This window comes from Burkholderia sp. BCC1047 (genome assembly GCF_902833155.1).
GTDB lineage: Bacteria > Pseudomonadota > Gammaproteobacteria > Burkholderiales > Burkholderiaceae > Burkholderia > Burkholderia sola.
The window spans coordinates 54,985-80,656 of the sequence record NZ_CADFEH010000012.1 but is presented as its reverse complement, the minus strand read 5'-3'; the positions used below and the strand labels follow the sequence as shown (position 1 = coordinate 80,656).

General features: G+C 68.7%; 27 protein-coding genes. 15 read left to right on the top strand and 12 right to left on the bottom strand.

Annotated elements, in window-relative coordinates; all coding sequences use genetic code 11:
• Nucleotides 1–547 precede the first annotated feature (547 nt).
• Together HWX55_RS14905 and HWX55_RS14900 are read left to right on the top strand one after the other, a co-directional pair.
• Nucleotides 548–1,252, top strand: coding sequence for a histone acetyltransferase (locus HWX55_RS14905; protein ID WP_175976251.1), 705 nt, complete (start codon nt 548–550; stop codon nt 1,250–1,252).
• A gap of 52 nt (nt 1,253–1,304) precedes the next feature.
• Nucleotides 1,305–1,877: an NADPH-dependent FMN reductase gene (locus HWX55_RS14900; RefSeq protein ID WP_175976250.1), complete on the top strand. Its 573-nt coding sequence runs from the start codon at nt 1,305–1,307 to the stop codon at nt 1,875–1,877.
• A gap of 33 nt (nt 1,878–1,910) precedes the next feature.
• Here HWX55_RS14900 and HWX55_RS14895 read toward each other — a convergent pair whose 3' ends face one another.
• The 5 genes from HWX55_RS14895 to HWX55_RS14875 all read right to left on the bottom strand — a co-directional run bounded on the left by HWX55_RS14895 (nt 1,911) and on the right by HWX55_RS14875 (nt 7,855).
• Entirely contained in the window at nt 1,911–2,528 is a 618-nt protein-coding gene (locus tag HWX55_RS14895; RefSeq protein WP_175976249.1) for a DUF2894 domain-containing protein, read from the bottom strand.
• Nucleotides 2,525–3,169, bottom strand: a complete 645-nt coding sequence (locus HWX55_RS14890) for an OmpA family protein (protein WP_050014458.1) — start codon at nt 3,167–3,169, stop codon at nt 2,525–2,527. The genes HWX55_RS14895 and HWX55_RS14890 overlap by 4 nt, the downstream gene beginning before the upstream one ends.
• Nucleotides 3,170–3,172: 3 nt before the next feature.
• Nucleotides 3,173–5,980: a DUF802 domain-containing protein gene (locus HWX55_RS14885; RefSeq protein ID WP_175976248.1), complete on the bottom strand. Its 2,808-nt coding sequence runs from the start codon at nt 5,978–5,980 to the stop codon at nt 3,173–3,175.
• A 10-nt stretch (nt 5,981–5,990) separates the two neighbouring features.
• Nucleotides 5,991–6,791: a DUF3348 domain-containing protein gene (locus tag HWX55_RS14880; RefSeq protein WP_175976247.1), complete on the bottom strand. Its 801-nt coding sequence runs from the start codon at nt 6,789–6,791 to the stop codon at nt 5,991–5,993.
• Nucleotides 6,792–7,216: 425 nt separating this feature from the next.
• On the bottom strand, nt 7,217–7,855 hold the full coding sequence (locus tag HWX55_RS14875; RefSeq protein ID WP_027805824.1) for a LysE family translocator: 639 nt from the start codon (nt 7,853–7,855) through the stop codon (nt 7,217–7,219).
• A 150-nt stretch (nt 7,856–8,005) separates the two neighbouring features.
• Between HWX55_RS14875 and HWX55_RS14870 the strand changes: the two genes are divergently transcribed.
• From HWX55_RS14870 to HWX55_RS14860, 3 genes are all read left to right on the top strand, one after another.
• Complete coding sequence (locus tag HWX55_RS14870; protein WP_244140576.1) at nt 8,006–8,164, top strand: hypothetical protein; 159 nt, start codon at nt 8,006–8,008, stop codon at nt 8,162–8,164.
• Between the two features lie 46 nt (nt 8,165–8,210).
• Nucleotides 8,211–8,789 carry a hypothetical protein gene (locus tag HWX55_RS14865; RefSeq protein WP_175976246.1) on the top strand — a complete coding sequence of 193 codons (579 nt, stop codon included), beginning with the start codon at nt 8,211–8,213 and terminating at the stop codon, nt 8,787–8,789.
• A 186-nt stretch (nt 8,790–8,975) separates the two neighbouring features.
• Nucleotides 8,976–10,355, top strand: coding sequence for an FAD-containing oxidoreductase (locus tag HWX55_RS14860; RefSeq protein ID WP_175976245.1), 1,380 nt, complete (start codon nt 8,976–8,978; stop codon nt 10,353–10,355).
• Nucleotides 10,356–10,436: 81 nt separating this feature from the next.
• Here HWX55_RS14860 and HWX55_RS14855 read toward each other — a convergent pair whose 3' ends face one another.
• On the bottom strand, nt 10,437–11,330 hold the full coding sequence (locus tag HWX55_RS14855; RefSeq protein ID WP_175976244.1) for an SDR family oxidoreductase: 894 nt from the start codon (nt 11,328–11,330) through the stop codon (nt 10,437–10,439).
• Nucleotides 11,331–11,425: 95 nt separating this feature from the next.
• Here HWX55_RS14855 and HWX55_RS14850 point away from each other — a divergent pair, with 95 nt between their 5' ends.
• The gene (locus HWX55_RS14850; protein WP_175976243.1) at nt 11,426–12,283 is read left to right on the top strand and encodes a helix-turn-helix transcriptional regulator; all 858 of its coding nucleotides are present in this window, start codon (nt 11,426–11,428) and stop codon (nt 12,281–12,283) included.
• A 166-nt stretch (nt 12,284–12,449) separates the two neighbouring features.
• On the opposite strand, the gene HWX55_RS14845 is transcribed toward HWX55_RS14850, so the two are convergent.
• Nucleotides 12,450–12,833: a hypothetical protein gene (locus tag HWX55_RS14845; RefSeq protein ID WP_050014449.1), complete on the bottom strand. Its 384-nt coding sequence runs from the start codon at nt 12,831–12,833 to the stop codon at nt 12,450–12,452.
• 358 nt (nt 12,834–13,191) lie between these two features.
• Here HWX55_RS14845 and HWX55_RS14840 point away from each other — a divergent pair, with 358 nt between their 5' ends.
• Nucleotides 13,192–13,713, top strand: a complete 522-nt coding sequence (locus HWX55_RS14840) for a GNAT family N-acetyltransferase (RefSeq protein WP_175976242.1) — start codon at nt 13,192–13,194, stop codon at nt 13,711–13,713.
• 140 nt (nt 13,714–13,853) lie between these two features.
• On the opposite strand, the gene HWX55_RS36105 is transcribed toward HWX55_RS14840, so the two are convergent.
• The gene (locus HWX55_RS36105) at nt 13,854–13,991 is read right to left on the bottom strand and encodes a hypothetical protein (protein WP_235356241.1); all 138 of its coding nucleotides are present in this window, start codon (nt 13,989–13,991) and stop codon (nt 13,854–13,856) included.
• Here HWX55_RS36105 and HWX55_RS14835 point away from each other — a divergent pair.
• Nucleotides 13,935–14,822 carry a helix-turn-helix domain-containing protein gene (locus HWX55_RS14835; RefSeq protein ID WP_244140575.1) on the top strand — a complete coding sequence of 296 codons (888 nt, stop codon included), beginning with the start codon at nt 13,935–13,937 and terminating at the stop codon, nt 14,820–14,822. The genes HWX55_RS36105 and HWX55_RS14835 overlap by 57 nt on opposite strands.
• Before the next feature lie 113 nt (nt 14,823–14,935).
• On the opposite strand, the gene HWX55_RS14830 is transcribed toward HWX55_RS14835, so the two are convergent.
• The 4 genes from HWX55_RS14830 to HWX55_RS14815 form a co-directional block, all read right to left on the bottom strand.
• Nucleotides 14,936–15,409 (bottom strand): DUF4440 domain-containing protein, encoded by a 474-nt coding sequence (locus HWX55_RS14830; RefSeq protein WP_175976240.1) that lies wholly within the window; start codon nt 15,407–15,409, stop codon nt 14,936–14,938.
• Nucleotides 15,410–15,476: 67 nt separating this feature from the next.
• Nucleotides 15,477–16,331: a DJ-1/PfpI family protein gene (locus tag HWX55_RS14825; protein WP_175976239.1), complete on the bottom strand. Its 855-nt coding sequence runs from the start codon at nt 16,329–16,331 to the stop codon at nt 15,477–15,479.
• Nucleotides 16,332–16,483: 152 nt separating this feature from the next.
• Nucleotides 16,484–17,230, bottom strand: coding sequence for an SDR family oxidoreductase (locus tag HWX55_RS14820; protein WP_175976238.1), 747 nt, complete (start codon nt 17,228–17,230; stop codon nt 16,484–16,486).
• 279 nt (nt 17,231–17,509) lie between these two features.
• Nucleotides 17,510–18,406, bottom strand: coding sequence for an IclR family transcriptional regulator (locus HWX55_RS14815; protein ID WP_175976237.1), 897 nt, complete (start codon nt 18,404–18,406; stop codon nt 17,510–17,512).
• A 294-nt stretch (nt 18,407–18,700) separates the two neighbouring features.
• Here HWX55_RS14815 and HWX55_RS14810 point away from each other — a divergent pair, with 294 nt between their 5' ends.
• From HWX55_RS14810 to HWX55_RS14780, 7 genes are read left to right on the top strand one after another with little or no spacing between them, the layout of a single operon-like run.
• The gene (locus HWX55_RS14810) at nt 18,701–19,783 is read left to right on the top strand and encodes an ABC transporter ATP-binding protein (RefSeq protein ID WP_175976236.1); all 1,083 of its coding nucleotides are present in this window, start codon (nt 18,701–18,703) and stop codon (nt 19,781–19,783) included.
• Nucleotides 19,784–20,764 carry an ABC transporter permease gene (locus tag HWX55_RS14805; RefSeq protein WP_175976235.1) on the top strand — a complete coding sequence of 327 codons (981 nt, stop codon included), beginning with the start codon at nt 19,784–19,786 and terminating at the stop codon, nt 20,762–20,764. It begins immediately after the preceding gene.
• On the top strand, nt 20,761–21,555 hold the full coding sequence (locus HWX55_RS14800; protein ID WP_006479666.1) for an ABC transporter permease: 795 nt from the start codon (nt 20,761–20,763) through the stop codon (nt 21,553–21,555). Before HWX55_RS14805 ends, HWX55_RS14800 begins: the two co-directional genes overlap by 4 nt.
• Complete coding sequence (locus HWX55_RS14795; RefSeq protein ID WP_175976234.1) at nt 21,555–21,902, top strand: (2Fe-2S)-binding protein; 348 nt, start codon at nt 21,555–21,557, stop codon at nt 21,900–21,902. Before HWX55_RS14800 ends, HWX55_RS14795 begins: the two co-directional genes overlap by 1 nt.
• Nucleotides 21,899–23,341: an NAD(P)/FAD-dependent oxidoreductase gene (locus HWX55_RS14790; RefSeq protein WP_175976233.1), complete on the top strand. Its 1,443-nt coding sequence runs from the start codon at nt 21,899–21,901 to the stop codon at nt 23,339–23,341. The genes HWX55_RS14795 and HWX55_RS14790 overlap by 4 nt, the downstream gene beginning before the upstream one ends.
• On the top strand, nt 23,334–24,485 hold the full coding sequence (locus tag HWX55_RS14785; protein WP_175976232.1) for an FAD-dependent oxidoreductase: 1,152 nt from the start codon (nt 23,334–23,336) through the stop codon (nt 24,483–24,485). The genes HWX55_RS14790 and HWX55_RS14785 overlap by 8 nt, the downstream gene beginning before the upstream one ends.
• A complete protein-coding gene (locus tag HWX55_RS14780) occupies nt 24,482–25,528 on the top strand; it encodes an ABC transporter substrate-binding protein (protein WP_175976231.1) in 1,047 nt (348 codons plus the stop codon). The genes HWX55_RS14785 and HWX55_RS14780 overlap by 4 nt, the downstream gene beginning before the upstream one ends.
• The last annotated feature ends 144 nt before the right edge of the window (nt 25,529–25,672 follow it).

The following is a 25,672-nucleotide window of genomic DNA, read 5'->3' as shown; positions in this document are numbered from 1 at the left end:
GCCGCTCCTGTCCTCGCGCGAATGTCGACCTGTCGCGGCGTTCGCCCCCCGCAACGACACGTTTGCACGTACGCGCGCTGCCGGTTGACGATGCGCTTTCGCGTGGATCTCCGGACGTTTCAACGCGCACCGTGCGGCCAATTGTCGCGAAACACCGCGATTCGTCGCGTTTCATCGCTTTTCTCCGTCAGTCCGATTGCCCGCTCGTTGCCCGTCGCGTATGGTGCTGACCGTCCGCGCCTGCCGCCCGGACGCCCCGACCGTCGTCCCGCACGACGGCCGTGCGGGCCGTGCCCGCCGCTCACCGTCTCCGCGACGCTGCCCGCCGGCGCCGCGCATTCATGGGGAAAGAGGCGTGATCCATAAAGTCCTGATCTTGTTCGCACTCTGCATCGCGGGCCTCGCCGCGATCGCCGCCGGTTTCCAGCACATCCCCAGCTGATTCGCGGCCCCGGCTCGCTTCGCCGAGCCCGGGGGCCGCTTCCATTTCCGTTCCCCGTTGCAATGAACCCCTTTCTCGATGCGCCCGGGACGGGCGCCTTTTGCCATGCGTATCGACGTACAGCATTCCCAACACGACATCGACGACGAACTCGACACCCTTTATGAACGCCTGCACCAGCCCGGCCATCGCCTGTACGGGCTGCCGGCCGTCGCGCTCGGGCGCTCGGGCCTCATCGTCCGGCACCGCGAGGCAGATGGCGAATACTTCCTTTACGTCGAGGATCCGGCCGCGCGTCAGCTCGCCGGCTATACGGTGTTCAACCGGCTTCCCGAAATCCCGCGCCGCGCGGACCGCTACCTGCGCGCGCCGCATACGCGGCTGCGCGGGTCTGCCCAACGCAAGGGCCTTGCGACGACGCTGTATCGATGGGGGCTCGACGCGGGCCTGTGTCTGATCAGCGGCGCGCGCCAGTCGGTCGGCGCCGCGCAGTTGTGGACGGCCCTCGCGCAGAATTACGCGCATGGCTTCGTCGATGTCGAAGGTCGCGCGCTGCGTTATCTCGGCGAAACCGTCGCCGACGACGTGCACGGGGCGCTGCATACGCGGCGGCTGTTGCTCGGGAATGGGTGGGGAATCAGAGAATTCGCGCGTGCGGTCGGGATGACCGGCGTCGATGCCGCCGAATATGCGAACGCGAATGTGCGGCGCAGCGAACACGAACGACATCCCGTGCGAAGCGTCGGCCACGCGCGGCTCGTCGCTCGCGCGGCTCACGTGACTCATGTGGCTCACGCACCGATGCGATAATTCGCCGGAGTCGCGCGCCGCCGCCGCGCGAGCCACCTACCCACGTTCCGCGATGGCCAACGAAACCCGAACCGCTTCCGAGCGCCGCATCGACATCGTCGCGCTATGCGGCAGCCTGCGCGCGCAGTCGTACAACGCCGCACTGCTCGACGCAGCCGCGCGCGTCGCATCGCACGGCATGCGCATCACGCGCTTCGATCGTCTCGGCGAATTCCCGCTGTTCAATCCCGATGCCGCATACCCGACGCCCGCCGCGGTGCGCGATCTGATCGACCGCCTGAACGCGGCCGACGGCGTGCTGATCGCCAGCCCCGAATACGCGCACGGCGTGACGGGCGTGATGAAGAACGCATTGGACTGGATCGTGGGATGCGAGGCCGTCGTGTACAAGCCGGTAGCGGTGCTGAATGCGTCGCCGCGCGCGACGCATGCGGACGCGGCGCTGCGCGAAACGCTGTCGGTGATGTCGGCGCGCATCGTCGAGCCCGCATCGATCGCGCTGCCGATCCTCGGCAGCCAGCTCGACGCGGCGGGCATCGCCGCACATCCGCCGTTCGCGTCGGCACTCGTCGAAGCATTGCACGCGCTGCGCACGGCGATCGACAACCCGACTGCCGACCAATAAGCGATCCACACGCTGAACGCGTGCGCCGTGGCGTTATCGCGCCTTCGCGCGCGTCGTCTTTCTCGCCGGTTTGGCCGCCTTCGCGCGCGGCGCTTCCTTCTCGGGCTGCGCGCCGCCGCCCGCGAGATCCTCGAGCCAGGCAAGCGCATCGACGTACGACAGGAACTGCTGCAGGTATTCCGGCGACAGCTCGCGCATCGTCGCGAGCGACCGGTGCACGAGGCTGTTCGAATTGAGCGGCCCCGCGTTGCGCGGCACCTGGTCGAGCGACTGGCGATACTGCTGTTCGGTGCGGACCTTCGACCACAGCGCGCGAAAGTAGTCGACCAGTTCGGGATCGAGCCCGCGCCGGTCGGCCTGCGCATCGCGGCCGAGCCCTGCGACGAGCGCGGCAAGCGCGCCGCGCGCGGGCGCACCTGCCGACGTCTCGCACGTGGCTTCGGCTTCACCGGCGCGCGCGACGATCTCCGCAAACCCTTCGATCAGCGTTGCAAGTCGCGCATCGAGCAACGCACGCGCGTCGCCATCGAGCACGGCCGCGCGCTTCTCGAGCGCGTCGATCCGGTGAAAGCGCACCGGATCGAGCCGGTCTGCGCCCTGCTCGCGCCATGCGTCGAGCGTCGCGCGCACCTGCGTCGCGTCGCCCGTCACTTTGCCTTTCCTCCGTTCGACGCCGACTTGCGCGGCACCGGCGCGATCTCCACGCGGCGGTTCTTCGCGCGGCCTTCATCGTCCGCATTCGAGCTGACCGGCTGCTCGGAACCGAAGGCGGCCGCGAACACCGACGACGCCGGCACGCCGGCATCGATCATCGCGCGCGTGACCGTCAACGCGCGCTTGGCCGACAGTTCCCAGTTGTCCGCGAACAGGCGGTTGCCCGCGTGCACCTGCTGGTCGTCCGCGAAGCCGCTGATCATCAGGATCTCGTCGCGCGTCTTCAGGTAGGTGGCGAGCGGTACCGCCAGCGTCTTCAGCAGGTCGCGGCCCGCGGGCTGCAACTGGTCGGAGTTCAGCGCGAACAGCACGTTGCCGCTGATGCCGATGCGCCCGTTCACGAGCGTCACGCGACCGGCCGCGAGCGGCCCGGCGAGTGCCTGTTCGAGCGACTTGCGCTGCTGCGCTTCGAGCTGGCGTGCGCGCACCGCTTCCTCGAGCTTCGACGTGAGCTGGAGCTGCATGCCGATCACGCCGACGAGGATCAGCACGAACGCGCCGAGCAACACCGACATCAGGTCGGCGAACGCGGGCCATACCGGCGCCGATTGCGCGCCGCCGTCGATTTCGTCGTGCATGCGTTACGCTCCGACGGGCGCTCGCCGGCCGGCGAGCTGCTGCAGGTCTTCGACGATCTGCTTCTGCGACATCACGCTCAGGTCGATCACCTCACGCGCCTGCGCGACGTAGTACTCGAGCTGTTCGTCGCTGCGCGCGAGCGATTTCTCCAGCGCGGCCTCGATGCGCTGCAGATGCGTCAGCAGCTTGTCGTTCGATTCGCCGAACACCTGCACCGCCATCCCGAACGCATCGCCGAGGCTCGCCACTTCGACGGCGCCCGCCGTGACCTGCGCGGCCACCGAATCGAGCTTGCGGGTTTCGGCGTCGACGGCGTCGTTGAAGCGCGCGCCGACGCGGTCGAGCAGATCGGCCGACGTGCTGACGAGCGCGTCGATCGCGGTGCGCTGTTCGGTCGATGCGTGGTTCACCGCGCCGAGCAGCGTTTCGAGCGTCGCGAGCAGGCGGCTGCGTTCGTCGAGCATCGCGGTGTCGCGAACCATGCTGTCGGACAGGCGCTGGCGCAACTCGGCGACGACGTCGGCCGCGGCCTTCGGCGCTTCCGACGCGGCCTGCACGAGGCGCGAGATTTCGTTGATCGTGTCGCTCGCGTGCACCTGCGCCTGCGCGGTGATGTCGTTAGCGGTGCGGGTCAGCGTGTCGCAGATGTCCTGCTGGCGCGCGGCGGCTTGCGCGCTCGTCTGCGCCCATTCGTCGCGCAGCGCGGCGGCCATCGCCGCGAGCGAATCGTTCCAGGCGGCGAGGCGTTCTTCGTCGCGTGCAGCCAGTTGCGATTGCAGGCCCGTATGCGACTCGCGAATCGTCGACAGCAAATCGTTCGAGCGTTGTTCGAACGTCGACGCTTGTGCGGCGAGATCGCGCGTCGTTTGTGCGAGGGCGTCGCAGATTTCCTGCTGACGGCCGGCACTGTGCACGCCTGCGCGCTGCCATTCTTCGCCGAGCTTCGCGGCCATCGCGGTGAGCGAATCGTTCCAGGCGGACAGACGTTCTTCGTCGCGTGCGGCGAGTTGCGATTGCAGACCGGTGTGCGACTCGCGGATCGTCGACAGCAGATCGGTCGAGCGTTGTTCGAACGTCGACGCCTGTGCAGCAAGGTCACGCGTCGTTTGCGCGAGGGTGTCGCAGATTTCCTGCTGACGGCCCGCGCTATGCGCGCCTGCGCGCTGCCATTCTTCGCCGAGCTTTGCGGCCATCGCGGTGAGCGAATCGTTCCATGCCGACAGACGTTCTTCGTCGCGTGCAGCCAGTTGCGATTGCAGGCCCGTATGCGAATCGCGAATCGTCGACAGAAGATCGGTCGAGCGTTGTTCGAACGTCGAAGCCTGTGCAGCAAGGTCACGCGTCGTTTGCGCAAGCGCGTCGCAGATTTCCTGCTGACGGCCCGCGCTATGCGCGCCCGCACGCTGCCATTCTTCGCCGAGCTTCGCGGCCATCGCAGCCAGCGAATCGTTCCACGCGGACAGACGCGCTTCGTCGCGTGCGGCGAGTTGCGATTGCAAGCCGGCATGCGACTCCTGCATCGCGGCGAGCGTCGCGGCCGAATGGCGTTCGAACGTTGCCGCGGCCTCACCCAGCGCGCGCGCATGCTGGCCGGCCAGCGTCGCGCCGACCTGCTCCTGGCGCGCCAGCGCGTCGCGCCATGCGTCCGACAGGCGGCCTTCGGTCGATTCGAGGCGCGTCGCGACGCTGTCGAGCAGATCCGACGAACGCTGCGCGAACGTGTCGGTGAACTGGCCGAGCGTCGTCTGCAATTGCTGCGCGACCGCGTTGCCCGCCTGACGGTGTTCGTCGATCGCGCGGTTCCAGACAGCCGTCACGTTGCCGGTGGTCTTCTCGAAGCCTTCGGTCAGCCCGTCGAGCTGACGCTGCACCGCGCCCGTCACGGTATCGCGCAACGCGGCCATCTCCTGCGCGAGCCCCGTCATCGTCGCGGCGACGACCGGCTGCAACGCGGCGCCGGCCACGCGCGCGCTTTCGGCGGCGCTTTCCTTCAGCGCGTCGCCAACGTTCGACGCCAGGCCCGCATAAGCTCGCTCGGTCCGATCGAAAAACGCCTGCTGGTTTTCGAGCTGACGATCGTGCAACGCGACGCTGCGCGCCTCGAGCGTGGTCATCATCGTCTGCAACCGGTCGACCAGCGCCGGCATCACGTCGGCCTGGCGCTGCAGCAGCCGGAACGATTCGTCGCGCTGGTGCGCGGACGAATGCACGCGCAGCGTCGTCGCGATCTTCGCGTCGAGCTGCTGGGCCGCGTCGATCCGCTCGCGGCGCACGAGCGCGGACAACAGCCCGAGCATCGCGGACGTCGCGACGCCGGCGATCGACGTGCCGAACGCGAACCCGAGCCCCTTCACCGGCGCGATCAGCGACGCGCGGATCGCATCGAGATCGGTCGCGCTTTCGAGCGCGGCGCCCGTGCCCTTCAGCGTGACGACCATCCCGAGCAGCGTGCCGAGCATGCCGAGCAGCACCAGCAGGCCGACGAGGTAAGGCGTGAGCGCCGGGCCCGGCAGCGCGACGCGCGCGCCTTCGACCCGTGCGCGCACCGCGCCGCGCAGGCCCGGATGCAGCGTGTCGAGCCACGTGTCGAGCTTCGCGGGCGGCTCGGTCAGGCCGGCCACCGCGCGCGACAGCGTGGCGGTCGCCTGCCGGTAACGCAGCAGCTCCCATGCGCCGGCGACGTAGCACGCGCCGATCAGCAGCGTGACGGCCGCTGCCAGCGGGTTCGACGCGACATAGCCGGCACCGATCCAGCCCACTGCGAGCAGACCGGCGACGAAGACAACGAGATCAAGGCGAATTCTGGACATAGCGTGTTGATTAGCAGGTGCGAAGGGCCGCGAGCAGCCCGTCTACCGTTTGAAACCGGACTTCGAGTTCGGCAAGCAGGATGCTTTGCATCTCGTCGCGAAACGTATCGAGCCATGCGCCGGGCACGATCGCCGCGACGGTCGGGGTGTCGGCCACCGGGCCTTCATCGGCCGGAGCGGATGCGTCGGCGGCGTCGGGCGCAGCGGCGGCCGCGGCTTCGGCCACGGCTTCAGCCTCGGCCAGCGCCTGCCGCTCCGCGTCGCGCAGCCGCGCGAAGCGCGTGCCGAGCAGCGCGGGCACGGCCGACAGCAGGCTGCGCTCGCGCGCGCCGAGCACGCGCTCCATGATCGTGTCGAGCGTCGCGAGCCGCGCCATTCCGGACGAGCGCGCGGCGAGCGCGACCCGCAGGCGGCCGCGCAACTGGCCGATCGCCGTTTCCATGTCCTGCTGCAGGGTCAGATACCGTTGGCGAAAGTCCGCGAAATCGGCCGTGTCGGCGGCCGGCGGCGGCAAGTCGCCGGGCCGGCGCCGCGCCCGCGGCCGGTTGGTGGCCGTGATCGCCTGCGCGAGGTCGTGGCGCACGCGCGCGCAGTCGCGCTCGGCGTCGTAGCCGCGCACGCCGGCCGCGACGCCCGGCGGGCTCGCAGTCAGCGCGGACGACAGCGTGATCGCGTCGGTCCAGCCAAGCCACTGGCTCAGCCGGTCGGACAGCGTCTGCCGGGATTCCGCGACGTCGGCATCGGCCAGGCGCGCGAGCAGCCGAACGAGCGTCGGACCGCTCAACGCCGGGCGCGGAGATGCTTGCACCATGCTGCAAACCGTCAAAAAAGGCAGCAGTTTACACGTCGTCGGGCGGTAGACCGCCAGAATCGGGGAAGCGGCGCGGTTCGGCGCGCCGGGCGACACACGGGAACGCCCGTGGGGCAAGGCTCGGCGGGCGGTGGTAACGGGCGAGAAACACGGTCGGCGGCGGCCGGCGAGCGGCCGCGCCATCGGGAAGTCATGCGTTGTGTGTGGAGTGCCGGCCCGGCATGAATGATGAACGGGCCGAGCCGCCGCGACGGGTGCGGGCGTTCCGCAAGCCGCGCGTGACCATGGCCTAACGATGAATCGGTAATCTTGGAATTCGGGATGCCGACGCGCGCTCGGGCGAGCTGCCGGGCGGCCCCGCCGATTCCCGCCGCTAACCGGCGACGGTCATGGCCGGCCGCCGCCACGTGCCGATAAAGAAGCGCTCAGATCCCCGCTTTCGGCGCATTCAGGATCAGCCGCAGCCCGAGCAGCGTGATCGCGCCGGCCGCGATGCGATCGACCCATTTCTTCGCGCGCAGGTAGAGTTCGCGCGGCCGGCGCGTCGAGAAGCAGAGCGCGACGAGCGTGTACCAGCCGAATTCGACCGCGAACACGAGCGGCGGCAGCACGAGGTAGCACCACAGCGGCGGATGCTGCGGGAGCAGCGCCGCGAAGATGCTGCCGTACCAGATCGCCGTCTTCGGGTTGCTGAGCTGGGTCGTGAGGCCGGTCCAGAACGACTTGCGCGCGCTGCCGCCCGCCATCGCCTGCGGATCGTCCATCGCGATCGGCCGGTCGGCGCCGCGCCAGATCTTCGACGCCATGTAGATCAGGTACACGCCGCCCGCGACCTTGAGGCCCACATACAGCCATTCGACGGCCTGCAGCAGCGTGTAGAGCCCGGCCAGCGCGACGCCGCCGAACACGATGCCGCCGATCCCCATGCCGAGCGCGGTGGCCAGCCCGTCGCGACGCGACAGCCCGATCGAATTGCGCGCCACCAGCACGAAGCTCGGGCCCGGAATCATTGCGCCGAGAAACAGCGCAGCCAGAATGGCGAGTACGGCAGCCGATGCGGTCATCGAAGTCCCCTTGGTGAGCGACGCCGCTGCGCCGGCGCCTGCGTGTCGTTTCCGACGGTCGAGCCGTCGATTCTGGCACGCTTCGCGCATGGCCGAAAGCGGCCGTGCGCTGCTATGCTGGCCCCCTTTCCCGTCATCCCGCGCCGCCCCATGCTCGAGATCCGCGTCGCCCGCTATCCCGACAGTGCCGCCGCCGTCGAAGCGATCTTTCGCGAGTACGTCGTGGGCCCGACCGCCAGCGTCGAATTCCAGGACGATGCGCTCCGAAATCCGGCGTCTGGCGCCGAGTTTCCCGCGCGCAATCTGTAACGCCGCGCGGCTCATCCCCTTCATCCTTTCGATCAAACCGCCCGCCATGCGCGCTCTTCGCCTTTCCGCCCTGCTGCTGCCGCTACTCGCCGCCCTCTCGTTCGGCGTCCGCGCCGACACCCTGCCGAAGTCGATCGCCGCGCAACTGCCGGCCGGCTACCAACCGCTGATCGCGCACGCCGGCCCCGATCTCGACAACGGGCGGCACAGCTTTCTCGTCGTCGTGCATCGCGCGGTCGATACGCGCGAGCAGCCGTCGCCGCGCCCGCTGCTGATCTACGAGGAACAGGCCGACCACACCTACCGGCTCGCCACGCGCAACGACCAGGTCGTGCTGCGCGCGAACGAAGGCGGCCAGTGCGACCCTTTCGATCCTGAAGATGCGGCCGACAATGGCCTGTCGGTGAAGGGCCGCTATTTCACCGTGCAGAACATCGTCGCGTGTGGCCAGCACTGGACCGACTACATCACGTTCCGCTACGACCCGCGCACGCACGGCTGGCTCTTTTCGAACCAGATCGTCACCGAATCATTTCCGCTCGACGACAAGCCCGACCACGTCACCGTCACGCGCGCCGACGCGCACCGGCCGGTGTCGTTCGGGCAGTGGAAACGCAAGGACTAGCCTCCCGGTACGCATCCACGCCCGCGGCGGTGCCGTTTTTCAATGCGACGCGCCGCGTCGCCCGCCCGCCGCTCGCGGCCCCCGGCCAACAGGTCTACCATAGGCGCTCGTCGCCCGCGCGACCGCTGGCACGGCATGCGGCTTGCGCCTGCCCCTTTCCTCGTTGCCCCCGCACAGGAGGACGTCATGACGCAACACTTCGATGCGATCGTCATCGGCACCGGCCAGGCCGGGCCGCCGCTCGCCGCACGGCTCGCCGGCGCCGGCATGAAAGTCGCGATCGTCGAGCGCGGCCGCTTCGGCGGCACCTGCGTGAACACCGGCTGCATCCCGACCAAGACGCTGATCGCGAGCGCGTACGCCGCGCAGCTCGCACGGCGCGCCAGCGAATACGGCGTGTCGGTCGGCGGCCCCGTCACCGTCGACATGAAAGCTGTGAAGGCGCGCAAGGACCAGATCTCCGGCCGCTCGAACCACGGCGTCGAGCAATGGGTGCGCGGCCTCGACCACACGACCGTCTTTCAGGGTCATGCCCGCTTCGAACGCGCGAACGCGGTGCGCGTGGGCGATGACGTGCTCGAAGCCGAACGGATCTTCATCAACGTCGGCGGACGCGCGCAGGTGCCCGCGATGCCGGGCCTCGACTCGGTGCCGTACCTGACCAACTCGACGATGATGGACGTCGACTTCCTGCCCGACCATCTCGTGATCGTCGGCGGCAGCTACGTCGGGCTCGAATTCGGCCAGATGTACCGCCGCTTCGGCTCGAAGGTCACGATCGTCGAGAAGGGTTCGCGCCTGATTCGCCGCGAGGACGAAGACGTGTCGCAGGCCGTGCGCGAGATCCTCGAAAAGGAAGGGATCGACGTGCAGCTCGACGCGAACTGCCTGAGCGCGCGCCGCGACGGCGACGGCATCGTCGTCGGCCTCGACTGCGCGGGCGGCGGCCGCGAGGTCGCGGGCTCGCACCTGCTGCTCGCGGTCGGGCGCGTGCCGAACACCGACGATCTGGGGCTCGACCGCGCGGGCATCGACACCGACGCGCGCGGCTACATCACCGTCGACGAGCAGTTGCGCACGAACGTGCCCGGCATCTGGGCGCTCGGCGACTGCAACGGGCGCGGCGCGTTCACGCACACCGCGTACAACGACTACGAGATCGTCGCGGCGAACCTGCTCGACGACGATCCGCGCAAGGTGTCCGACCGCATCATGGCCTATGCGATGTACATCGATCCGCCGCTCGGCCGCGTCGGCATGACGCTCGCGGAAGCGAAGCAGACGGGCCGCCGGCTGCTGGTCGGCACGCGCCCGATGACGCGCGTCGGCCGGGCGGTCGAGAAAGGCGAGAGCCAGGGCTTCATGAAGGTAATCGTCGACGCGGACAACCACGCGATTCTCGGCGCGTCGATCCTGGGCGTGACCGGCGACGAGGTCGTGCACGGAATCCTCGACGTGATGGCCGCCGGCGCGCCGTACACGACGATCAGCCGCGCGATGCATATCCATCCGACCGTGTCGGAGCTGCTGCCGACGCTGCTGCAGGACCTGCATCCGGTCGAGTGACGCACGGCAGGCGGGCGGCCGCGACGTGAATGGGGTTCGTCGCGGCCCGAGCCGCGCATGCTGCGCGCCGCGCGCCGTCCGTCAGCTTTCGAAATACCGCGGCCGGTCGATATCGGCCAGCAGCCGCGGCTGCGTCGGCGCCCAGTCGAGCGATGCTCGCGTGCGCTCGCTGGTTGCGGGCGCATCCATCCCCGCAAACATCGCGAACCAGCCGAAGTGCTCGCCGGCTTCCGCCACCGACTTCGCGACGACCGGCACGTTCAGCCGCCGGCCGATCACGTCGGCGATCTCGCGGAACGGCACGCCCGTATCGTCGACCGCGTGATAGCGCGCGCCGGCCGTGCCGCGTTCGATCGCGAGCCGGTACACGCGCGCCGCGTCGAGCCGGTGCACGGCCGGCCAGCGGTTCGCGCCGTCGCCGACGAACGCCGATGCGCCCTTCTCCCTCGCGAACGCAATCAGGCGCGGCACGAAGCCGTGGTCGCCATCGCCGTGCACGGACGGCGGCAAGCGCACGACCGACGCATGCACGCCGCGCGCTTCGAGCGCGACCGCGGTCGCTTCGGACGCGCGCGGATAGTGGGCCGACACCGGCACGTGCGGATCGTCCTCGGTCGCCGCGCGACCGGGCGCGACGAGCGCGAGGCCCGACGTGACGACCAGCGGCCGCGCCGAGCCGGCGAGCACCGCGCCGATCGTCTCGATCGCGCGGCGGTCGAGTTCGCAGTTCTGCGCGAAGCGCGAGAAATCGTGATTGAATCCCGTGTGGATCACCGCGTCGACGGCTTCGGCGCCGCGCGTCAGGCTGTCGAGATCTTCCAGCGACCCGCGATGGACGTCCGCGCCGGCTGCGGCAACCGCTGCCGCGGCCGCATCGGACCGCGCGAGCCCGAGCACCGAGTGCCCGGCGGCCACGAGTTCGGCGACGACGGCCGAGCCGACGAATCCCGACGCTCCCGTAACAAAGACACGCATGTTCAGCACCTCCGGATGAAATGGAGGCTTACTATCGGTCGATGGCCGCTCGCGGTGAAGCCGTGACGGTTTACTGGTAAACGAACTAACAGGATATGGCTGACGCCCCCGACAACCTGCTCGGCGCGTACCTGCGGGACCGCCGCGCGAAACTCGACCCGGCCGCGCTCGGGCTGCCGGCCACGCGCCGCCGCACGCCGGGCCTGCGGCGCGAGGAAGTCGCGCAGCGCGCGCACGTGAGCGCCGCGTGGTACACGTGGCTCGAACAGGGCCGCGGCGGCGCACCGTCGGCCGACGTGCTCGACCGGCTCGCCCGCGCGCTGATGCTCAACGACGCCGAACGCGAGCACCTGTTCCTGCTCGGCGTCGGCCATCCGCCCGAAGTGCGCTATCACGCGCCGGCCAGCGTGACGCCGCGCCTGCAGCACGTGCTCGATTCGCTCGACGCGAGCCCCGCGATCATCCGCACGGCGACGTGGGACGTCGCCGCGTGGAACGACGCGGCGGCCGCGACGCTCACCGACTATGCGACGCTGCCGCCGGCCGCGCGCAACATCCTGCGGCTGATCTTCGTCGACGCGGGCGTGCGTTACGCGCAACCGAACTGGGAGCGCGTCGCGCGGTTCGCGGTCGGCGCGTTTCGTGCGGACGTCGCGCGCAGCGGCGCGACGCAGAGCGTGCAGGCGTTCGTCGACGAGATGCGCGCGACGAGCGCCGAATTCGACGCGATGTGGCGCGACCACGATATCCGTACGCACGACGAAGGCACGAAGGAGATTCGCCATCCGCAAGCCGGCCGGATCGCGCTTGAATACTCGGCGTTCTCGGTCACCGGCAGCCCGGACCTGAGCCTCGTGATCTTCACGCCGGTCACGCCGGCCGACCGTGCGCGGATCCGGGAACTCGTCGCGGCCCGCGAACAGGCACGCGCGGTGCAGGCGCCGGCTGCATGACCTTACGCGGCTTTCTCGCACGCCGGATTCAGAGCGGCAAGTCTCGGCGGATCGGGAAGCCATCCTTCTCGTTCGATATCGACCACTGACGAACGCGCGCGGAAAACGCAAAGGGGCGTCGCGCACGAATGCGCGACGCCCCTTGTTCGTTCACGGAAACTGCCGACTATGCCACGCGCTGCAGCAAATCCGTCGCGAAAGACTTCGCATGCGCGACGGCTTCCTGCGCGTCGCCGAATACGCCGAGCTGATCCCAGTGCTCTTCGGCCGCGTAGGTGCCTTTCACGGCGAGCGCCCGCTGGACGCTCAACTGCGCCGCGTATCGGCCGTCATCCAGCGGTCGGGCCGTCGCGACGACCCTGTGCGGTGGGCTGGCCCGCTCCGGCTGAACCAGCTCGACAGGGCCGCTGACCGTGCCGACATTCATCAACTCGTTTCGGGTGTTGCAGTCCGGGCAGTAGAAGCACCAGCCCGCCCCCTCCTGATGGTGCCTGACCTGCCCGCGAGCCAGCACGGCACGACATTCGACGTTTTCGCAGATGAACGGCATCGCAGTCTCCGGAGTTGTTTGACGGAAATCCTAGCATGTCCAACGGCGGTCAACCATCGGCATCCGCATGATTGCCGCATCGGCGGTTTCGGTTGGTTACGCGTGCGCGGCAGGGTAAGCGTCGCCGCGTTTCGCTGCGCTGCAAAATTGGCGCTTTCCCGCCGAATCGTAAAGCCGGCTGCGCGACCATGCGCAGCATCGCGCTCGAACCGGAAGCGATCGCGCAACCTGCGAATGTCCCCATGAACGAGATCGTCGTGCGTCCGACTGCAAGGCCGCCGGTTAGCACGTGACGACGCGTCTGCTCGACATCGCCCGCGATAAACTGACGGCCCGACACCGAACCGAGAGAAGCTCAATGTTGATCCGCGTTGCGACCCCGGCCGATGCCGTCCCGCTTGCCGAATTGAAGCGCGATACGTTTCGCGAAACCTTTCTGCAGGACGGATTCGGCATCGACTACCCGCCGGACGATCTGGCCGAGTACGAAGCCCGTACCTACTCGGTGGCCGCGATCACCGCGCAGCTCGGCGACCCGCAGTGCCGCACGTGGGTCGCGGAAGGCGACGACGGCACGCTGGTCGGGTATGCGCATGCGGGGCCGTGCAAGCTGCCGCATCCGGAAGTGGCGGACGGTTCGGGCGAGATCCATCAGATCTACCTGCGCCGCGGCACGCAGGGCACCGGCACCGGACGCGCGTTGTTCGACGCCGCGCTCGCGTATCTCGCCGCGACGCGTCCCGGCCCGGTATGGCTGGGCGTGTGGTCGGGCAACGCGAAAGCCATCGCGTTCTACGAGAAGGCAGGCTTCAAGCGTGTCGGTACATACGATTTCAAGGTCGGCGAATCGACCGATCTGGAGTTCATCTACCGTCGCTGAGCGTCGCTTTCTGTCGGCATCGCATCGATGCGACGCAAGCCAATACAGTTGATCGATGACGGCGTAAACGACCTTTTTCCCTCGTTTCGCGTCAAACGACACAATTCGAGGGGCCCCCGGTAAAATCCGCCATTCCGGGGTTATCGATCAATTGCTTCGTCATGCATCGAATTGGATTCTTCGTTTGCCGCGGCTATGATGCGCTCGATCTTGGCGGCCCATTGTCGGCCTTCAATCAAGTCGCCACGGCCGCCGGCCACACGCCCTACGATCTTCACGTCATCTCGCCGTCCGGCGGCCCGATTCCCGGCAATACCGGCCTTTCGATCGACACGAAGCCGGTCGGAAGGCGTGCGTTCGACACCGTCGTGTTCGTCGGCGGCGATATCGCGCCGATGCAGACATCGGACAATATCGCCGCGGCCAGCAAACTGGCCGCCAAGGCGTCGCGCGTCGCCAGCGTGTGTACCGGCGCATTTCTGCTTGCGGAAACCGGCTCGCTCGACGGCTTGAAAGCGGCGACGCACTGGCGCTACGCCGCGCAATTGCAGTCGCGCTTCCCTCGCACGCGGGTCGACGGCGACAGTATCTATGTCGTGGACGGCCGCGTCTGGACGTCGGCGGGCATCGCATCCGGCATCGATCTCGCGCTCGGCATGATCGAACGCGACATGAGCACGGAGATCGCGCGCGAGGTCTCGCGGCTGCTGGTTGTACCGTATCGTCGGCCCGGTGGGCAGTCGCAGTTCTCCGCGATGTCGCAGATGGAGCCGGAATCGGATCGCATCCGCATCGCGCTGAATTTCGCGCGCGAACATCTGGCCGAGACGTTGCCGGTCGAGCGACTCGCCGACGCGGCGAGCTTGAGTGTGCGGCAGTTCGGGCGCGCCTTTCGCCGGGAAACCGGTGAAACGCCGGCGAGGGCGGTCGAGCGCTTGCGCGTCGAAGCCGCGAGGCTGCGCCTGCAGGGCGGCAGCGAACCGATCGAGCAGATTGCGCTGGCGGTCGGCTTCACCGATCCGGAGCGGATGCGCCGAGCCTTCATCAAGCTGCTCGGACACCCGCCGCAAGCGGTTCGACGCGAGAGCAGGTCGAACGCAACGCGCTGATCGATCGCCTGCCGATCAGCGCGCCGCGGGGTCGACGTCTCGCCAACGGATGATTGGCGTGTGAGTCGCGTGAGTACGCAACGCGCCGTTTCTCCGGACGTCGATAACCGTCGTCAATCCTTGACGGGCGGATAAGCGTTCCACATGTCGCGATGCAGCTTCCACGTGCCGCCCTGCTTCAGGAAGATGAGCGTCTGCTTCGCGCGGACCTTGAGCTTTCCGTCGTGATCGCGAACCTCCGCATCCGATACCTCCGTCACGACCCGGTCGTTACCGTAGAACTCATAGTTGCTGAACGATACGGTGCCGGGCTTCGATCCCGCATATCCGTTGATGAAGTAGTCGGTGATCGCGCGGTGCCCGGTGACTTTGTCGCCCCCCGGCGGCAAGAGCGTGCCGTCGTCGGTATAGAGGCGGCCGATCGCGTCGTAGTCGCCGCGCGCAAAGGCATCCGCCCATCGCGCGTTTTCGGCCTTGACGGCCGCTTCGGGCAGGCGTTGCGCACCACCGGCGACAGCCGGCGCCGTGAATGCAAAAAAGGACACGCACGCTGCAAGCGCGGCCGTACAAAGATGAATCTGTCGCATCGAATGATTTCCGAATCGGGTTTGAATTGAAGAGGCGGCGACGCTGCACGCGTCGCCGGCAAGCGTGTCAGCGGACGCCGGGAACGCGTGCGAGTCCCTTTGATGCGCCGGGCAGCTTCTTGTCGACCAACGCGACGAGTTCGGGTCGTGCATCTCTCGGATGACCGGCGTGGAACGGCGGGTCGGGATCGTATTCGACGACGAGCTGCGTGTACTCGGCCGCCTGCCGGCCGCGCAGCTTCGACGCCACGCGCAGCGCGAAGTCGATGCCCGCCGTCACGCCGCCGCCGCTCATGAAGCGGCCATTGTCGTCCTCGACGAAGCGATCGGGAACGGGAATCGCGCCGTATTCGGCCAGCTTGTTGACGAACGCCCAATGGCACGCGCTGCGCTTGCCGTTGAGCACGCCCGTCGCGGCGAGCACGAGCGAGCCGTTGCACACCGACGTCACGTGTTTCGCGCTTTCCGCGAGACGCCGGATCTGCGCCTGATACGCCGGCCGCATCGGCGCCGACAAATCGGAGCCGCCCGGCACGAGGATCACGTCGGTCTTGTCGATATCGGCCAGCCGTTCGGTCTTGCCGTACACGACGCCGAATTCGAGCGTCACGTTGCCGCCATCGAGGCTCGCGTAGCGAACGTTCGTATTCGGCAGCCGGTGGAAAATCTCGCTGGGGCCCGCGAAGTCGAGCAGCGTGCCGCCGTCGTAATTGACGATCAGGATGTCGAGCGGCGCGTTCGGCGCGAGTAGCCCTGCGCGGCTCGTTTGCGCCGGCGCAGGCGTCGCGTGCCCGAGCAACGCGCCGCCGCCCAGCACGGCGCCGAGCGTGGCGGCGCTGCCGAACTTCAGGACATCGCGGCGCGAACGGCCTGCGCGCGTGAGTTGTCCGTCGGACACATGGTTATCGCTACTGTCGGTCAAGATGATTGCTCCTTGCACTTCGGCCCATCAGCGAGCGCAAGCCCGCCGGGCCGGATCGAATAAGCGCCACCGCGAACGGCGTGGCGGACGTGAAATCGGGATGGGGATAAGCCGGGATGACGTACCGGGCTCGGGAATCGTGAAGCGCCGGCTCAAAGCTGCGACGCACCGCCATCGACGACCAGCTCGGTGCCGACGACGTACGACGATTCGTCGCTGGCGAGATAAAGCGCCGCGTACGCGATATCGTCGGCCGTGCCCATGCGGCCCGCCGGATTCGCTTCCGCGAATTCGGCCTTGCGCTCGCGCACCCATGCGTCGGGCTTGCCCCACCTGGAGAGCAGCGGCGTATCGATCGGGCCGGGCGCGATTGCGTTGAAACGGATTTTTCGGTCGAGAAATTCGTACGACCAGCTGCGGGCCAGCGATCGCACGGCCGCCTTCGCCGCCGCGGTCAACGAGATGCCGTGCTTGCCGGTCTGATCGACGAACGAGGTATTGAGGATCACCGACGAACCCTCGCGCAAGTACGGAAGCGCCGCTTGAAGCGTGAACACCACGCCCTTGACGTTGACGTCCATGATGTCGTTGTAGAGCGTGTCGTCGATGTCGTTGACGGCGGACGGGAAAGCCCAGCCCGCGTTGGCGAACACGACGTCCAGGCCGCCGAACGTCTCGTCGACCTCGGCGGCAATCGCGCGCATGTCGTCGAGCGACCGTACGTCGCCCTTGAGCACGAGTGCATGCTCGCCGAGCTCCGCCTTCACACGCTCGAATACGGCCTCGTCGCGCCCTGTCACCGCGACGCGCGCGCCTTCTGCAATGAACCGCTTCGCGGTGGCAAGACCGATGCCACTGGTGCCGCCCGTGATCAGCGCCGATTTGTTCCTGAGTCGCATCTTCCGTTCCTTTTCATGTGGTGAGTGACCAGGCCGGATACGCGACACGCGGTGGGGGTTGCGTGCTTGTTCCGGCTCGATCGTTCACGTGAAGTATGGAGCGGGAGATAGATGGCTCAAAGGTCGTATAACCCTCGAAAAACGTCATTCAGGGTGCGCCGCGACGCCGCTAAAAAAACAAAAGCGCGCAGGTCCGCTGGACCCTGCGCGCGTCGACCGGACGTGAACGGTTTGCTCAAGCAAGCCGATGAAACGGCAACGCGTGACGCGCGACGCGCGCTAGATGGTTTTCCCCGATAACCCGTGCATCGGCCGCCGCAACGCGGCGTCGAACGGATTCGTGCGCGGGCCGATCGCGTCGGCCTGCCGCCGCAGCAGTTCGACGACCATCGGCATCCGGTCGTCGCCGAGCCGCGACGCGAGCGTGCCGACGCTCAGCGCGCCGACCGGATAGCCGGTGCGATCGAGGATCGGCACCGCGACGCCGGCCATTCCGTCGAGCACGCCGCTGTTGCGGCCCGCGTAGCCGAGTTGCCGCACGCGTTCGATCTCGGTGCGCAGATACACCTCGTCGAGCACGCCGTAGCCGCGGATGCGCGGCACGTTGAAGCGGATCACCTCCTCGCGTTCGGCCTCCGGCAGGAACGCAAGGATCGCGAGGCTGCCCTGCCCGACGCCGAGCGCGATGCGCCCGCCGATGTCGCCGGTAAACGAGCGGATCGGAAACGGCCCTTCGCACAGGTCGAGACACACGGCGTCGAAGCCGCTCTTCACGAGCAGGAAGATGGTTTCGCCGAGGCTCGCGCACAGCCGCAGCAGCGCGGGCCGGCACAGCGTGCGCATGCTGCTCGGGTTGCCGGCCAGCGCGGCGAGCGCGAAGAAGTCGACGCTCAGCCGGTACAGCTTCGACTGCTCGTCCTGCTCGACCATCCCTTCGGCGATCAGCGATTGCAGGATCCGGTGCGCGGTGCCCTGCGTGAGGCCGACGGCCTTCGCGAGATGCGTGACGCGCACGCCGTCCTGCTGCATGCCGGCCAGCGCGCGCAGGATCGCGAACGCGCGCTGCAGCATGCCGGTGCCCGGCGCGCCGGCCGCATCGGCCGGGTCGACGGCGTCCTCGTCCGGGCCCGGCGTACGCGCAGCCGGCGACGTTCCGGTCGAATGGGGTTCCTGCATGCCGGCGCTCCTCGACGATTTCATTGAACGGAATACGGTAACCGCCATTGTCGTCCGGTCGAAAATCCACGGGCATCCGGGTGTGCACGGGATTGACGCGCGCGTTTCGCGGGTCGCCCGCCCTTCATCCACCGGAACGATTCGCCGGCGATTTTCCCGGTCGTTCCATTGAATGGAATTTTTCCGAAATTCATCCCGTTCAGCAGAATTCCAAATTGACGCGCCGAAATATGGCTGGCTAGAGTCCGCGTCATCGGCGCACCGGCCATGCGGTGCGCGAACCCGGAGCTCCCCATGTCGTTTCTCACGCTTACGGATCTGACGAAAACCTTCGGCGAGCTCACCGCCGTCGCGGACGTCAACCTGTCGGTCGAACAAGGCGAATTCGTGTCGCTGCTCGGGCCGTCCGGCTGCGGCAAGACCACCACGCTGCAGATGATCGCCGGCTTCGTCGACGTCACGCGCGGCCGCATCGCGCTCGACGGGCAGGACATCACGCACCTGAAGCCGAACCGCCGTGGGCTCGGCATCGTGTTCCAGAGCTATGCGCTGTTTCCGCACATGAGCGTCGCGGAGAACGTCGGCTTCGGCCTCGACATGCGCGGCGTCGACAAGGCCGAGCGCGCGGAGCGCATCCGCGCGGCGCTGGCGCTCGTGCGGCTCGATGCACTCGCGCACCGCTTTCCGCGCGAGCTGTCGGGCGGCCAGCGGCAGCGCGTGGCGATCGCGCGTGCGGTCGTGATCGAGCCGCCGGTGCTGCTGCTCGACGAGCCGATGTCGAACCTCGACGCGAAACTGCGCGAGGAGATGCAGTTCGAGCTGCGCGCGATCCAGCGCAAGATCGGCACGACGACGATCATGGTCACGCACGATCAGTCGGAAGCGCTGTCGATCAGCGACCGCGTGGTCGTGATGGAAGCCGGCCGCATCACGCAGACCGATACGCCGTACCGCGCGTACGAACGCCCGGAGAATCATTTCGTGTCGCAGTTCATCGGCAAGGCGAACCTGCTGCCCGGCACGATCGTCGCGCACGACGGCGACGCGATCCGCATCGACCTCGGGCACGATCTCGCCGAAACCGGCCGCACCGCGCACCTGCCGCCGCGCGAACGCGACGTGCGCGTCGGCGATGCGGTGTCGGTCTGCATCCGCCCCGAGAAGCTGCGACTGTGTGCGCCCGACGCCGGCCGCTTCGCCGCGACCGTCACGAGCCGATTCTTCCTCGGCAGCCAGTGGCTGTACCGCGTCGACAGCGCGCTCGGCGAAGTGCTCGTGTGCTGCCAGAACGAAGGCGCGGAGCCGCTCGCGGAAGGCGCGCCGGTCGGCATCGACTGGCACAGCGATGCCGTGCGCGTGATGCGCCGGGAGGCCTGAATGGGCCAGCCTTCCCGCCCGCTCTCGACCGACGGCGCACCGGCCGGGCTCGCGGCCGCCACGGCCGCCGTCGATGCAATGTCGCCGCGCGCCGTCGGCGGCAACGCGACGCGCGCGCGTTGGCGCGCCCACGCGCCGCTGTGGCTGATGTGCGCGCCCGCGTTCGCGCTGTTCGCCGCGCTCGTGCTCGTGCCGCTCGCGATGACGTTCGTGCTGACGTTCTACCGCTTCGACCCGGCCACCGGCCCGATCGCCGCGTTCCAGTTCGGCAACTACGCGGAAGTGCTCGGTTCGTCGTACTTCCACACGATCTTCGCGCGCACGTTCGGCATCGCGGCGCTGACGACCGCGATCTGCGTCGCGATCGGCACGCCGGAGGCGTACGTGCTGTCGAAAATGCGCGACCCGTGGCGTTCGCTGTTCCTGCTCGCGATCCTCGCGCCGCTCCTCGTGTCGGTGGTCGTGCGCGCGTTCGGCTGGAGCATGCTGCTGAACACGAGCGGCCTCGTGAACCAGACGCTCGCGCTCGTCGGCCTCGGGCCGTACAAGCTCGAATACACGACGTTCGCGATCGTGATCGCGCTGGTGCACGTGATGCTGCCGTTCATGGTGATTCCGGTGTGGACCGCGCTGCAGCGGCTCGATCCGCAGACGGAACACGCGGCGCTGTCGCTCGGCGCGTCGCCGTTCACGACGCTGCGCCGCATCGTCGTGCCGCAACTGATGCCGGGCGTGCTGTCGGGCAGCCTGATGGTGTTCGGGCTGTCGGCGAGCGCGTTCGCGATTCCGGGCCTGCTCGGCGGACGCCGGCTGAAGGTCGCGGCCACGGCCGTCTACGACGAATTCCTCGGCTCGCTGAACTGGCCGCTCGGTGCGACGATCGCGGTGCTGCTGCTCGCCGCGAACCTCGTCGTGATGCTCACCTACTACCGCGTGCTCGAACGCCGCTACGCGCGCAGCCTCGGAGGCGCTTCCCGATGAGAAAGAACGGCCCCTTCGCCCTCGCGTTCCACACGCTCGTGATCCTGTTCGTGCTCGCGCCGCTCGCGATCGTCGTGCTGGTCGCATTCACGCCCGACGAAACGCTGACGCTGCCGACCCATGGCGTATCGCTGCGCTGGTTCCGCGCGATCCTCGACTATCCGGACTTCGTCACCGCATTCGTCAACAGCGTGAAGCTCGCGTTCGCATCGGCGACGCTGTCGCTCGCGATCGCGTTGCCGGCCGGCCTCGCGATCGGCCGCGCGACGTTTCCCGGCCGCGCGTTCCTGAACGGGCTGCTGCTGTCGCCGCTCGTGATTCCCGGCCTCGTGCTTGGCATCGCGCTGCTGCGCTTCTTCGCGCTGATCGGCGCGACCGGCTCGTTCGCGTGGCTCGTGCTCGCGCACATGATCGTCATCACGCCGTTCGTGATGCGGCTCGTGCTTGCGTCCGTCGCGGGCCTCGACCGCAGCATCGAGCAGGCCGCGTGCTCGCTCGGCGCGGACCCGTGGACGACCTTCCGCCGCATCACGCTGCCGATGATCGTGCCGGGCATCACCGGCGGCTGGCTGCTCGCGTTCATCAACAGCTTCGACGAGCTGACGATGTCGATCTTCGTCACGTCGCCGCAAACGGTCACGCTGCCCGTGCGCATGTACATGTATGCGACCGAATCGATCGATCCGATGATGGCGTCGGTGTCGGCGCTCGTCATCTTCATCACCGCCGGCGCGATGCTGCTGCTCGATCGCGTGTACGGCCTGAACCGCATCCTGATCGGCCAACATTGATGACGACTCCCGTTTCCCGTTCCACCGACGTCGCGGACGACGACGCGCAGTTCGTGCGCGTCGCCGAACGCGAGCGCGCCGCCGTCGCGTTCACGCTCGACGGCCGCCCCGCGCACGCGCTTGCCGGCGACACCGTGCTCACCGCGATCCTCGTCGCGCAGCGTCGCGTGCGCGTCAGCGAATTCAGCGATCAGCCGCGCGCCGGGTTCTGTCTGATCGGCGCCTGCCAGGACTGCTGGGTGCGCACCGAAGCCGGCGCACGCATGCGCGCATGCTCGACGCCGATCGCCGAAGGCATGCGGATTCTCACGACCGCCCGGCCGGCCGCGACCGGAGACGCATCGTGAGCGCCGCACTGCAACCGGTGATCGTCGGCGCGGGGCCGGCCGGCGTGCGCGCGGCCGAGGCGCTGGTCGACGCCGGGCTGCGCCCGGTCGTGATCGACGAGAACGCGCGCTGGGGCGGACAAATCTATCGTCAACCGCCGGCCGAAGCCGCGTTCGTGCGCGGCAAACGCATGCTGTACGGCTTCGAGGCCGCGAAGGCCGACGCGGTGCACCGGACGATGGCCGCGCTGCTGCCGCACGTCGACTACCGGCCGAACACGCTGGCGTGGTCGTGCGGCGCGGGCCGCGTCGACACGCTGCAGGACGGCCGCGAAGTGACGGTACCGTACTCGCACCTGATCGTCGCGAGCGGCGCCACCGACCGCATGCTGCCCGTGCCGGGCTGGACGCTCGCGGGCGTCTATACGCTCGGCGGCGCGCAGGTCGCGCTGAAGGCGCAGGGCTGCGCGATCGGCCGACGCATCGTGTTCGCGGGCACCGGGCCGCTGCTTTACCTTGTCGCTTACCAGTATGCGAAGGCCGGCGCACGCGTCGCGGCCGTGCTCGACACGAGCCCGCTGCGCCGCCAGGCCGCTGCCGCGCCCGCGCTGCTGCGCATGCCGTCGATCTTCGCGAAAGGGCTCTATTACAACGGCTGGCTGCGCGCGCATGGCGTCGCGATCGAAACGGGCGTCACGCTCGAACGCGTGCTCGGCGACCCGCACGTGACGGGGCTCGCATGGCGCGCCGCCGGCGACGACGCGCAGCCCACGCCACCGCGCGTGCTCGACTGCGATGCGCTCGGCCTCGGCTTCGGCCTGCGCTCGGAAACGCAGCTTGCCGATCTCGCCGGCTGCCGGTTCGACTTCGACCCGCTCAATCGCGCGTGGCTGCCCGAACGCGACGCGGCCGGGCGCACGTCGGTACGCGGCTTCTACGTCGCCGGCGACGGCGCGGGCATCGCGGGCGCCGACGCGGCCGAAGCGTCGGGCCGGCGTGCGGCGCTCGCGCTGCTCGACGATGCCGGTATCGCCTCGCGCTCGCCGTCCAGCCAACCCGACGCGGCGGCGCTCGAGCGCACGCTCGCCCGCATCGGCGCATTCCGCGCGGGCCTCGAGGCGGCGTTCGCGCCGCCGGCCGAACAGGCTGCCCGCTGCCCCGACGACACGATCGTGTGCCGCTGCGAGGAGATCGATGCGGGCACGCTGCGCCGCTGCGTGCGCGAAGGCGCGGCGACCGAATTGAACCGGCTGAAGGCGCTGACCCGCGTCGGCATGGGCCGCTGCCAGGGCCGCATGTGCGGCGACGCGGCCGCGCTCGTGCTGGCCGCCGAAACCGGCCGGCCGCTCGCCGACGTCGGGCGGTTGCGTGCGCAACCACCCGTGAAGCCGTTCCCGATCTCGGCGGCGCTCGCGGGCGACGACGTCGCGGCGATTCCCGACGAGGCGCGCGATGAGTGACACCCAGCGTTACGACGTCGCGATCGTCGGCGGCGGCCTCGTCGGCGCGTCGGCCGCGCTTGCGCTGACGCGGCGCGGACTGCGCGTCGGGCTGTTCGAACGGCGCGACTGCGGCGCGCAGGCGAGCGGCGTGAACTACGGCGGCGTGCGCTGCCAGGGCCGGCCGGTCGAGCAATTGCCGCTCGCGCTGCGGGCGCGGCGTATCTGGGATCGCCTGCCCGAGCTGATCGGCATCGACGGCGAATTCGTCGTGTCCGGCCACTTGCGACTCGCGCGCAGCGACGCCGATCTCGATGCGCTCGACGCGTACGCCGTGCTCGCCGGCGACCACGGCTTGCCGCTGCGCGTGATGCGCGGCGACGCGTTCCGCCGCCGCTACCCGTGGCTCGGCCGCGCGGCGCTCGGCGGCTCGCTGTGCGAGACCGACGGCCATGCGAACCCGCGCGTCGTGTCGCCCGCGTTCGCGCGCGCGGCCCGCGCGGCGGGCGCGGACGTGTTCGAGCACACGCCTGTCAACGCGGTTCATCACGATGGCACGCGTTTTCACTTGCAGGCGGGCGGCCGCGCGCACACCGCGACGTGGCTGATCAATTCGGCCGGCGCATGGGCGAACACGATCGCCGAACGCTTCGGCGAAGCTGTCCCGATGGAGCCGATTTATCCGAACATGTGGGTGACCGAGCCGCTACCGCCGTTCATCGCGCACAACCTCGGCGTGTATGGCGGCGGCGTGTACGCGCGCCAGGTCGCGCGCGGCAACTGCGTGATCGGCGGCGGCCGCGGCTGCGGCGACGGCGAGTTCGGCCAGCCGTCGGTCGACACGACGCGCGCGGTGATGCGCGACGCCTGCGCATTGCTGCCCGCATTGCGCGACGCGCTGCTGATCCGCACGTGGAGCGGCGTCGAAGGCTGTACGCCCGACCACAACCCGATCATCGGCGCGAGCCGTACCACGCCGAACCTGCTGCATGCGTTCGGCTTTTCCGGCGGCGGCTTCCTGCTCGCACCGGGCGTCGGCGACGTGCTCGCCGATCTCGTCACGACCGGCGAAACCGCCACGCCACTCGATGCATTCTCGATCGGCCGCTTCTTCCCGCAAGCCGTGCCGACCGCCACTTTCCGTCAAGAGGAAATCCAAAGATGAAACTGCTCGGAACGATCGCGGCGGCCGCCGCCCTCTGCATCGCAGGCGCCGGCGCGCCCGCGTTCGCGCAAACGAAGACGATCTACGTCGGCATGAACGGTGGGCCGATGGAGAAGGCCTATACGAGCCAGGTGCTGCCCGACTTCGAGAAGGCGAACAACGTGAAGGTGGTGATCGTGCCCGGCACGTCGTCGGACGTGCTCGCGAAGCTGCTCGCGAACCGCAACAAGCCGCAGATCCACGTCGCGTTCCTCGACGACGGCGTGATGGCGCGCGCGGTGAGCCTCGGCGTGTGTCAGAAGCTCGACGATTCGCCGGTGCTGAAGGAGCTGTACCCGTTCGCGCGGATGAAGGACGACGTCGGCGCGGGTGTGCAGCTCGGGATGACCGGCATCGCATACAACAAGAAGCTGTTCGCCGAGAAAGGCTGGGCGCCGCCGACGTCGTGGATGGATTTCGCCGATCCGAAATACAAGGGCAAGGTCGTGTTCCAGTCGGCGTCGAGCAGCACGTTCGGGCTGCACGGCTTCCTCGCGATCAACCGGCTACTCGGCGGCAACGAACAGAACGTCGAGCCCGGCTTCGGCAAGTGGGCGAGCACGGTCGGGCCGAACGTCGTCGAGTACATCCCGAACTCGGCCAAGATCTCCGAGATGGTGCAGACCGGCGAGGCCGGCCTGTTTCCGCTGACGCCGACCGCCGTCGGCGACCTGCAGGACAAGGGCATCCCGGTCGCGTACGCGAACCCTAAGGAAGGCCCGGTGCTGCTGCTCGTCGACCTGTGCGTGGTCGCGAACAATCCCGACCCGCAACTCGCGCAGAAGCTCGCGCAGTTCCTGCTGTCCGCACCCGCGCAGACGAAGGCGGCCGAGGCCGGCAAGCAGATTCCGACCAACCGTCTCGCGAAGATGCCGGCCCCGATGCAGCAGAGCCTCGGCAACGTCGACGACCTGGTGCGCAAGGTGACGGTGGTCGACTGGACGGCGATCAATGCGCGCCGTGCGCAGTGGGATACGCGGTGGAACCGGCAGATCGAGCGGTAAGGGGAAGCGCGCGCCGGCACGGAGCCGCGCGCACCACGACCATCATTTGCCGGAGTGATGACACTCCCCTTTTTCTGCGGATTTGACCGGGGCCGGCGGGGCCGACAACACTAGCCCGCAGTGCCGCACAAGACGGCACGCGCC

Bases quoted from the DNA above. Each gene is read 5' to 3' on its own strand.
- HWX55_RS14850 (WP_175976243.1), top strand. From the start codon at position 11,426: ATGGCTGACGCCCCCGACAACCTGCTCGGCGCGTACCTGCGGGACCGC.
- HWX55_RS14840 (WP_175976242.1), top strand. From the start codon at position 13,192: ATGTTGATCCGCGTTGCGACCCCGGCCGATGCCGTCCCGCTTGCCGAA.
- HWX55_RS14815 (WP_175976237.1), bottom strand. From the start codon at position 18,406: ATGCAGGAACCCCATTCGACCGGAACGTCGCCGGCTGCGCGTACGCCG.
- HWX55_RS14805 (WP_175976235.1), top strand. From the start codon at position 19,784: ATGGGCCAGCCTTCCCGCCCGCTCTCGACCGACGGCGCACCGGCCGGG.
- HWX55_RS14830 (WP_175976240.1), bottom strand. From the start codon at position 15,409: ATGCGACAGATTCATCTTTGTACGGCCGCGCTTGCAGCGTGCGTGTCC.
- HWX55_RS14890 (WP_050014458.1), bottom strand. From the start codon at position 3,169: ATGCACGACGAAATCGACGGCGGCGCGCAATCGGCGCCGGTATGGCCC.
- HWX55_RS14780 (WP_175976231.1), top strand. From the start codon at position 24,482: ATGAAACTGCTCGGAACGATCGCGGCGGCCGCCGCCCTCTGCATCGCA.
- HWX55_RS14845 (WP_050014449.1), bottom strand. From the start codon at position 12,833: ATGCCGTTCATCTGCGAAAACGTCGAATGTCGTGCCGTGCTGGCTCGC.
- HWX55_RS14900 (WP_175976250.1), top strand. From the start codon at position 1,305: ATGGCCAACGAAACCCGAACCGCTTCCGAGCGCCGCATCGACATCGTC.
- HWX55_RS14875 (WP_027805824.1), bottom strand. From the start codon at position 7,855: ATGACCGCATCGGCTGCCGTACTCGCCATTCTGGCTGCGCTGTTTCTC.
- HWX55_RS14860 (WP_175976245.1), top strand. From the start codon at position 8,976: ATGACGCAACACTTCGATGCGATCGTCATCGGCACCGGCCAGGCCGGG.
- HWX55_RS14880 (WP_175976247.1), bottom strand. From the start codon at position 6,791: ATGGTGCAAGCATCTCCGCGCCCGGCGTTGAGCGGTCCGACGCTCGTT.
- HWX55_RS14865 (WP_175976246.1), top strand. From the start codon at position 8,211: ATGCGCGCTCTTCGCCTTTCCGCCCTGCTGCTGCCGCTACTCGCCGCC.
- HWX55_RS14820 (WP_175976238.1), bottom strand. From the start codon at position 17,230: ATGCGACTCAGGAACAAATCGGCGCTGATCACGGGCGGCACCAGTGGC.
- HWX55_RS14785 (WP_175976232.1), top strand. From the start codon at position 23,334: ATGAGTGACACCCAGCGTTACGACGTCGCGATCGTCGGCGGCGGCCTC.
- HWX55_RS14800 (WP_006479666.1), top strand. From the start codon at position 20,761: ATGAGAAAGAACGGCCCCTTCGCCCTCGCGTTCCACACGCTCGTGATC.
- HWX55_RS14905 (WP_175976251.1), top strand. From the start codon at position 548: ATGCGTATCGACGTACAGCATTCCCAACACGACATCGACGACGAACTC.
- HWX55_RS14870 (WP_244140576.1), top strand. From the start codon at position 8,006: ATGCTCGAGATCCGCGTCGCCCGCTATCCCGACAGTGCCGCCGCCGTC.
- HWX55_RS14795 (WP_175976234.1), top strand. From the start codon at position 21,555: ATGACGACTCCCGTTTCCCGTTCCACCGACGTCGCGGACGACGACGCG.
- HWX55_RS14855 (WP_175976244.1), bottom strand. From the start codon at position 11,330: ATGCGTGTCTTTGTTACGGGAGCGTCGGGATTCGTCGGCTCGGCCGTC.
- HWX55_RS14810 (WP_175976236.1), top strand. From the start codon at position 18,701: ATGTCGTTTCTCACGCTTACGGATCTGACGAAAACCTTCGGCGAGCTC.
- HWX55_RS14885 (WP_175976248.1), bottom strand. From the start codon at position 5,980: ATGTCCAGAATTCGCCTTGATCTCGTTGTCTTCGTCGCCGGTCTGCTC.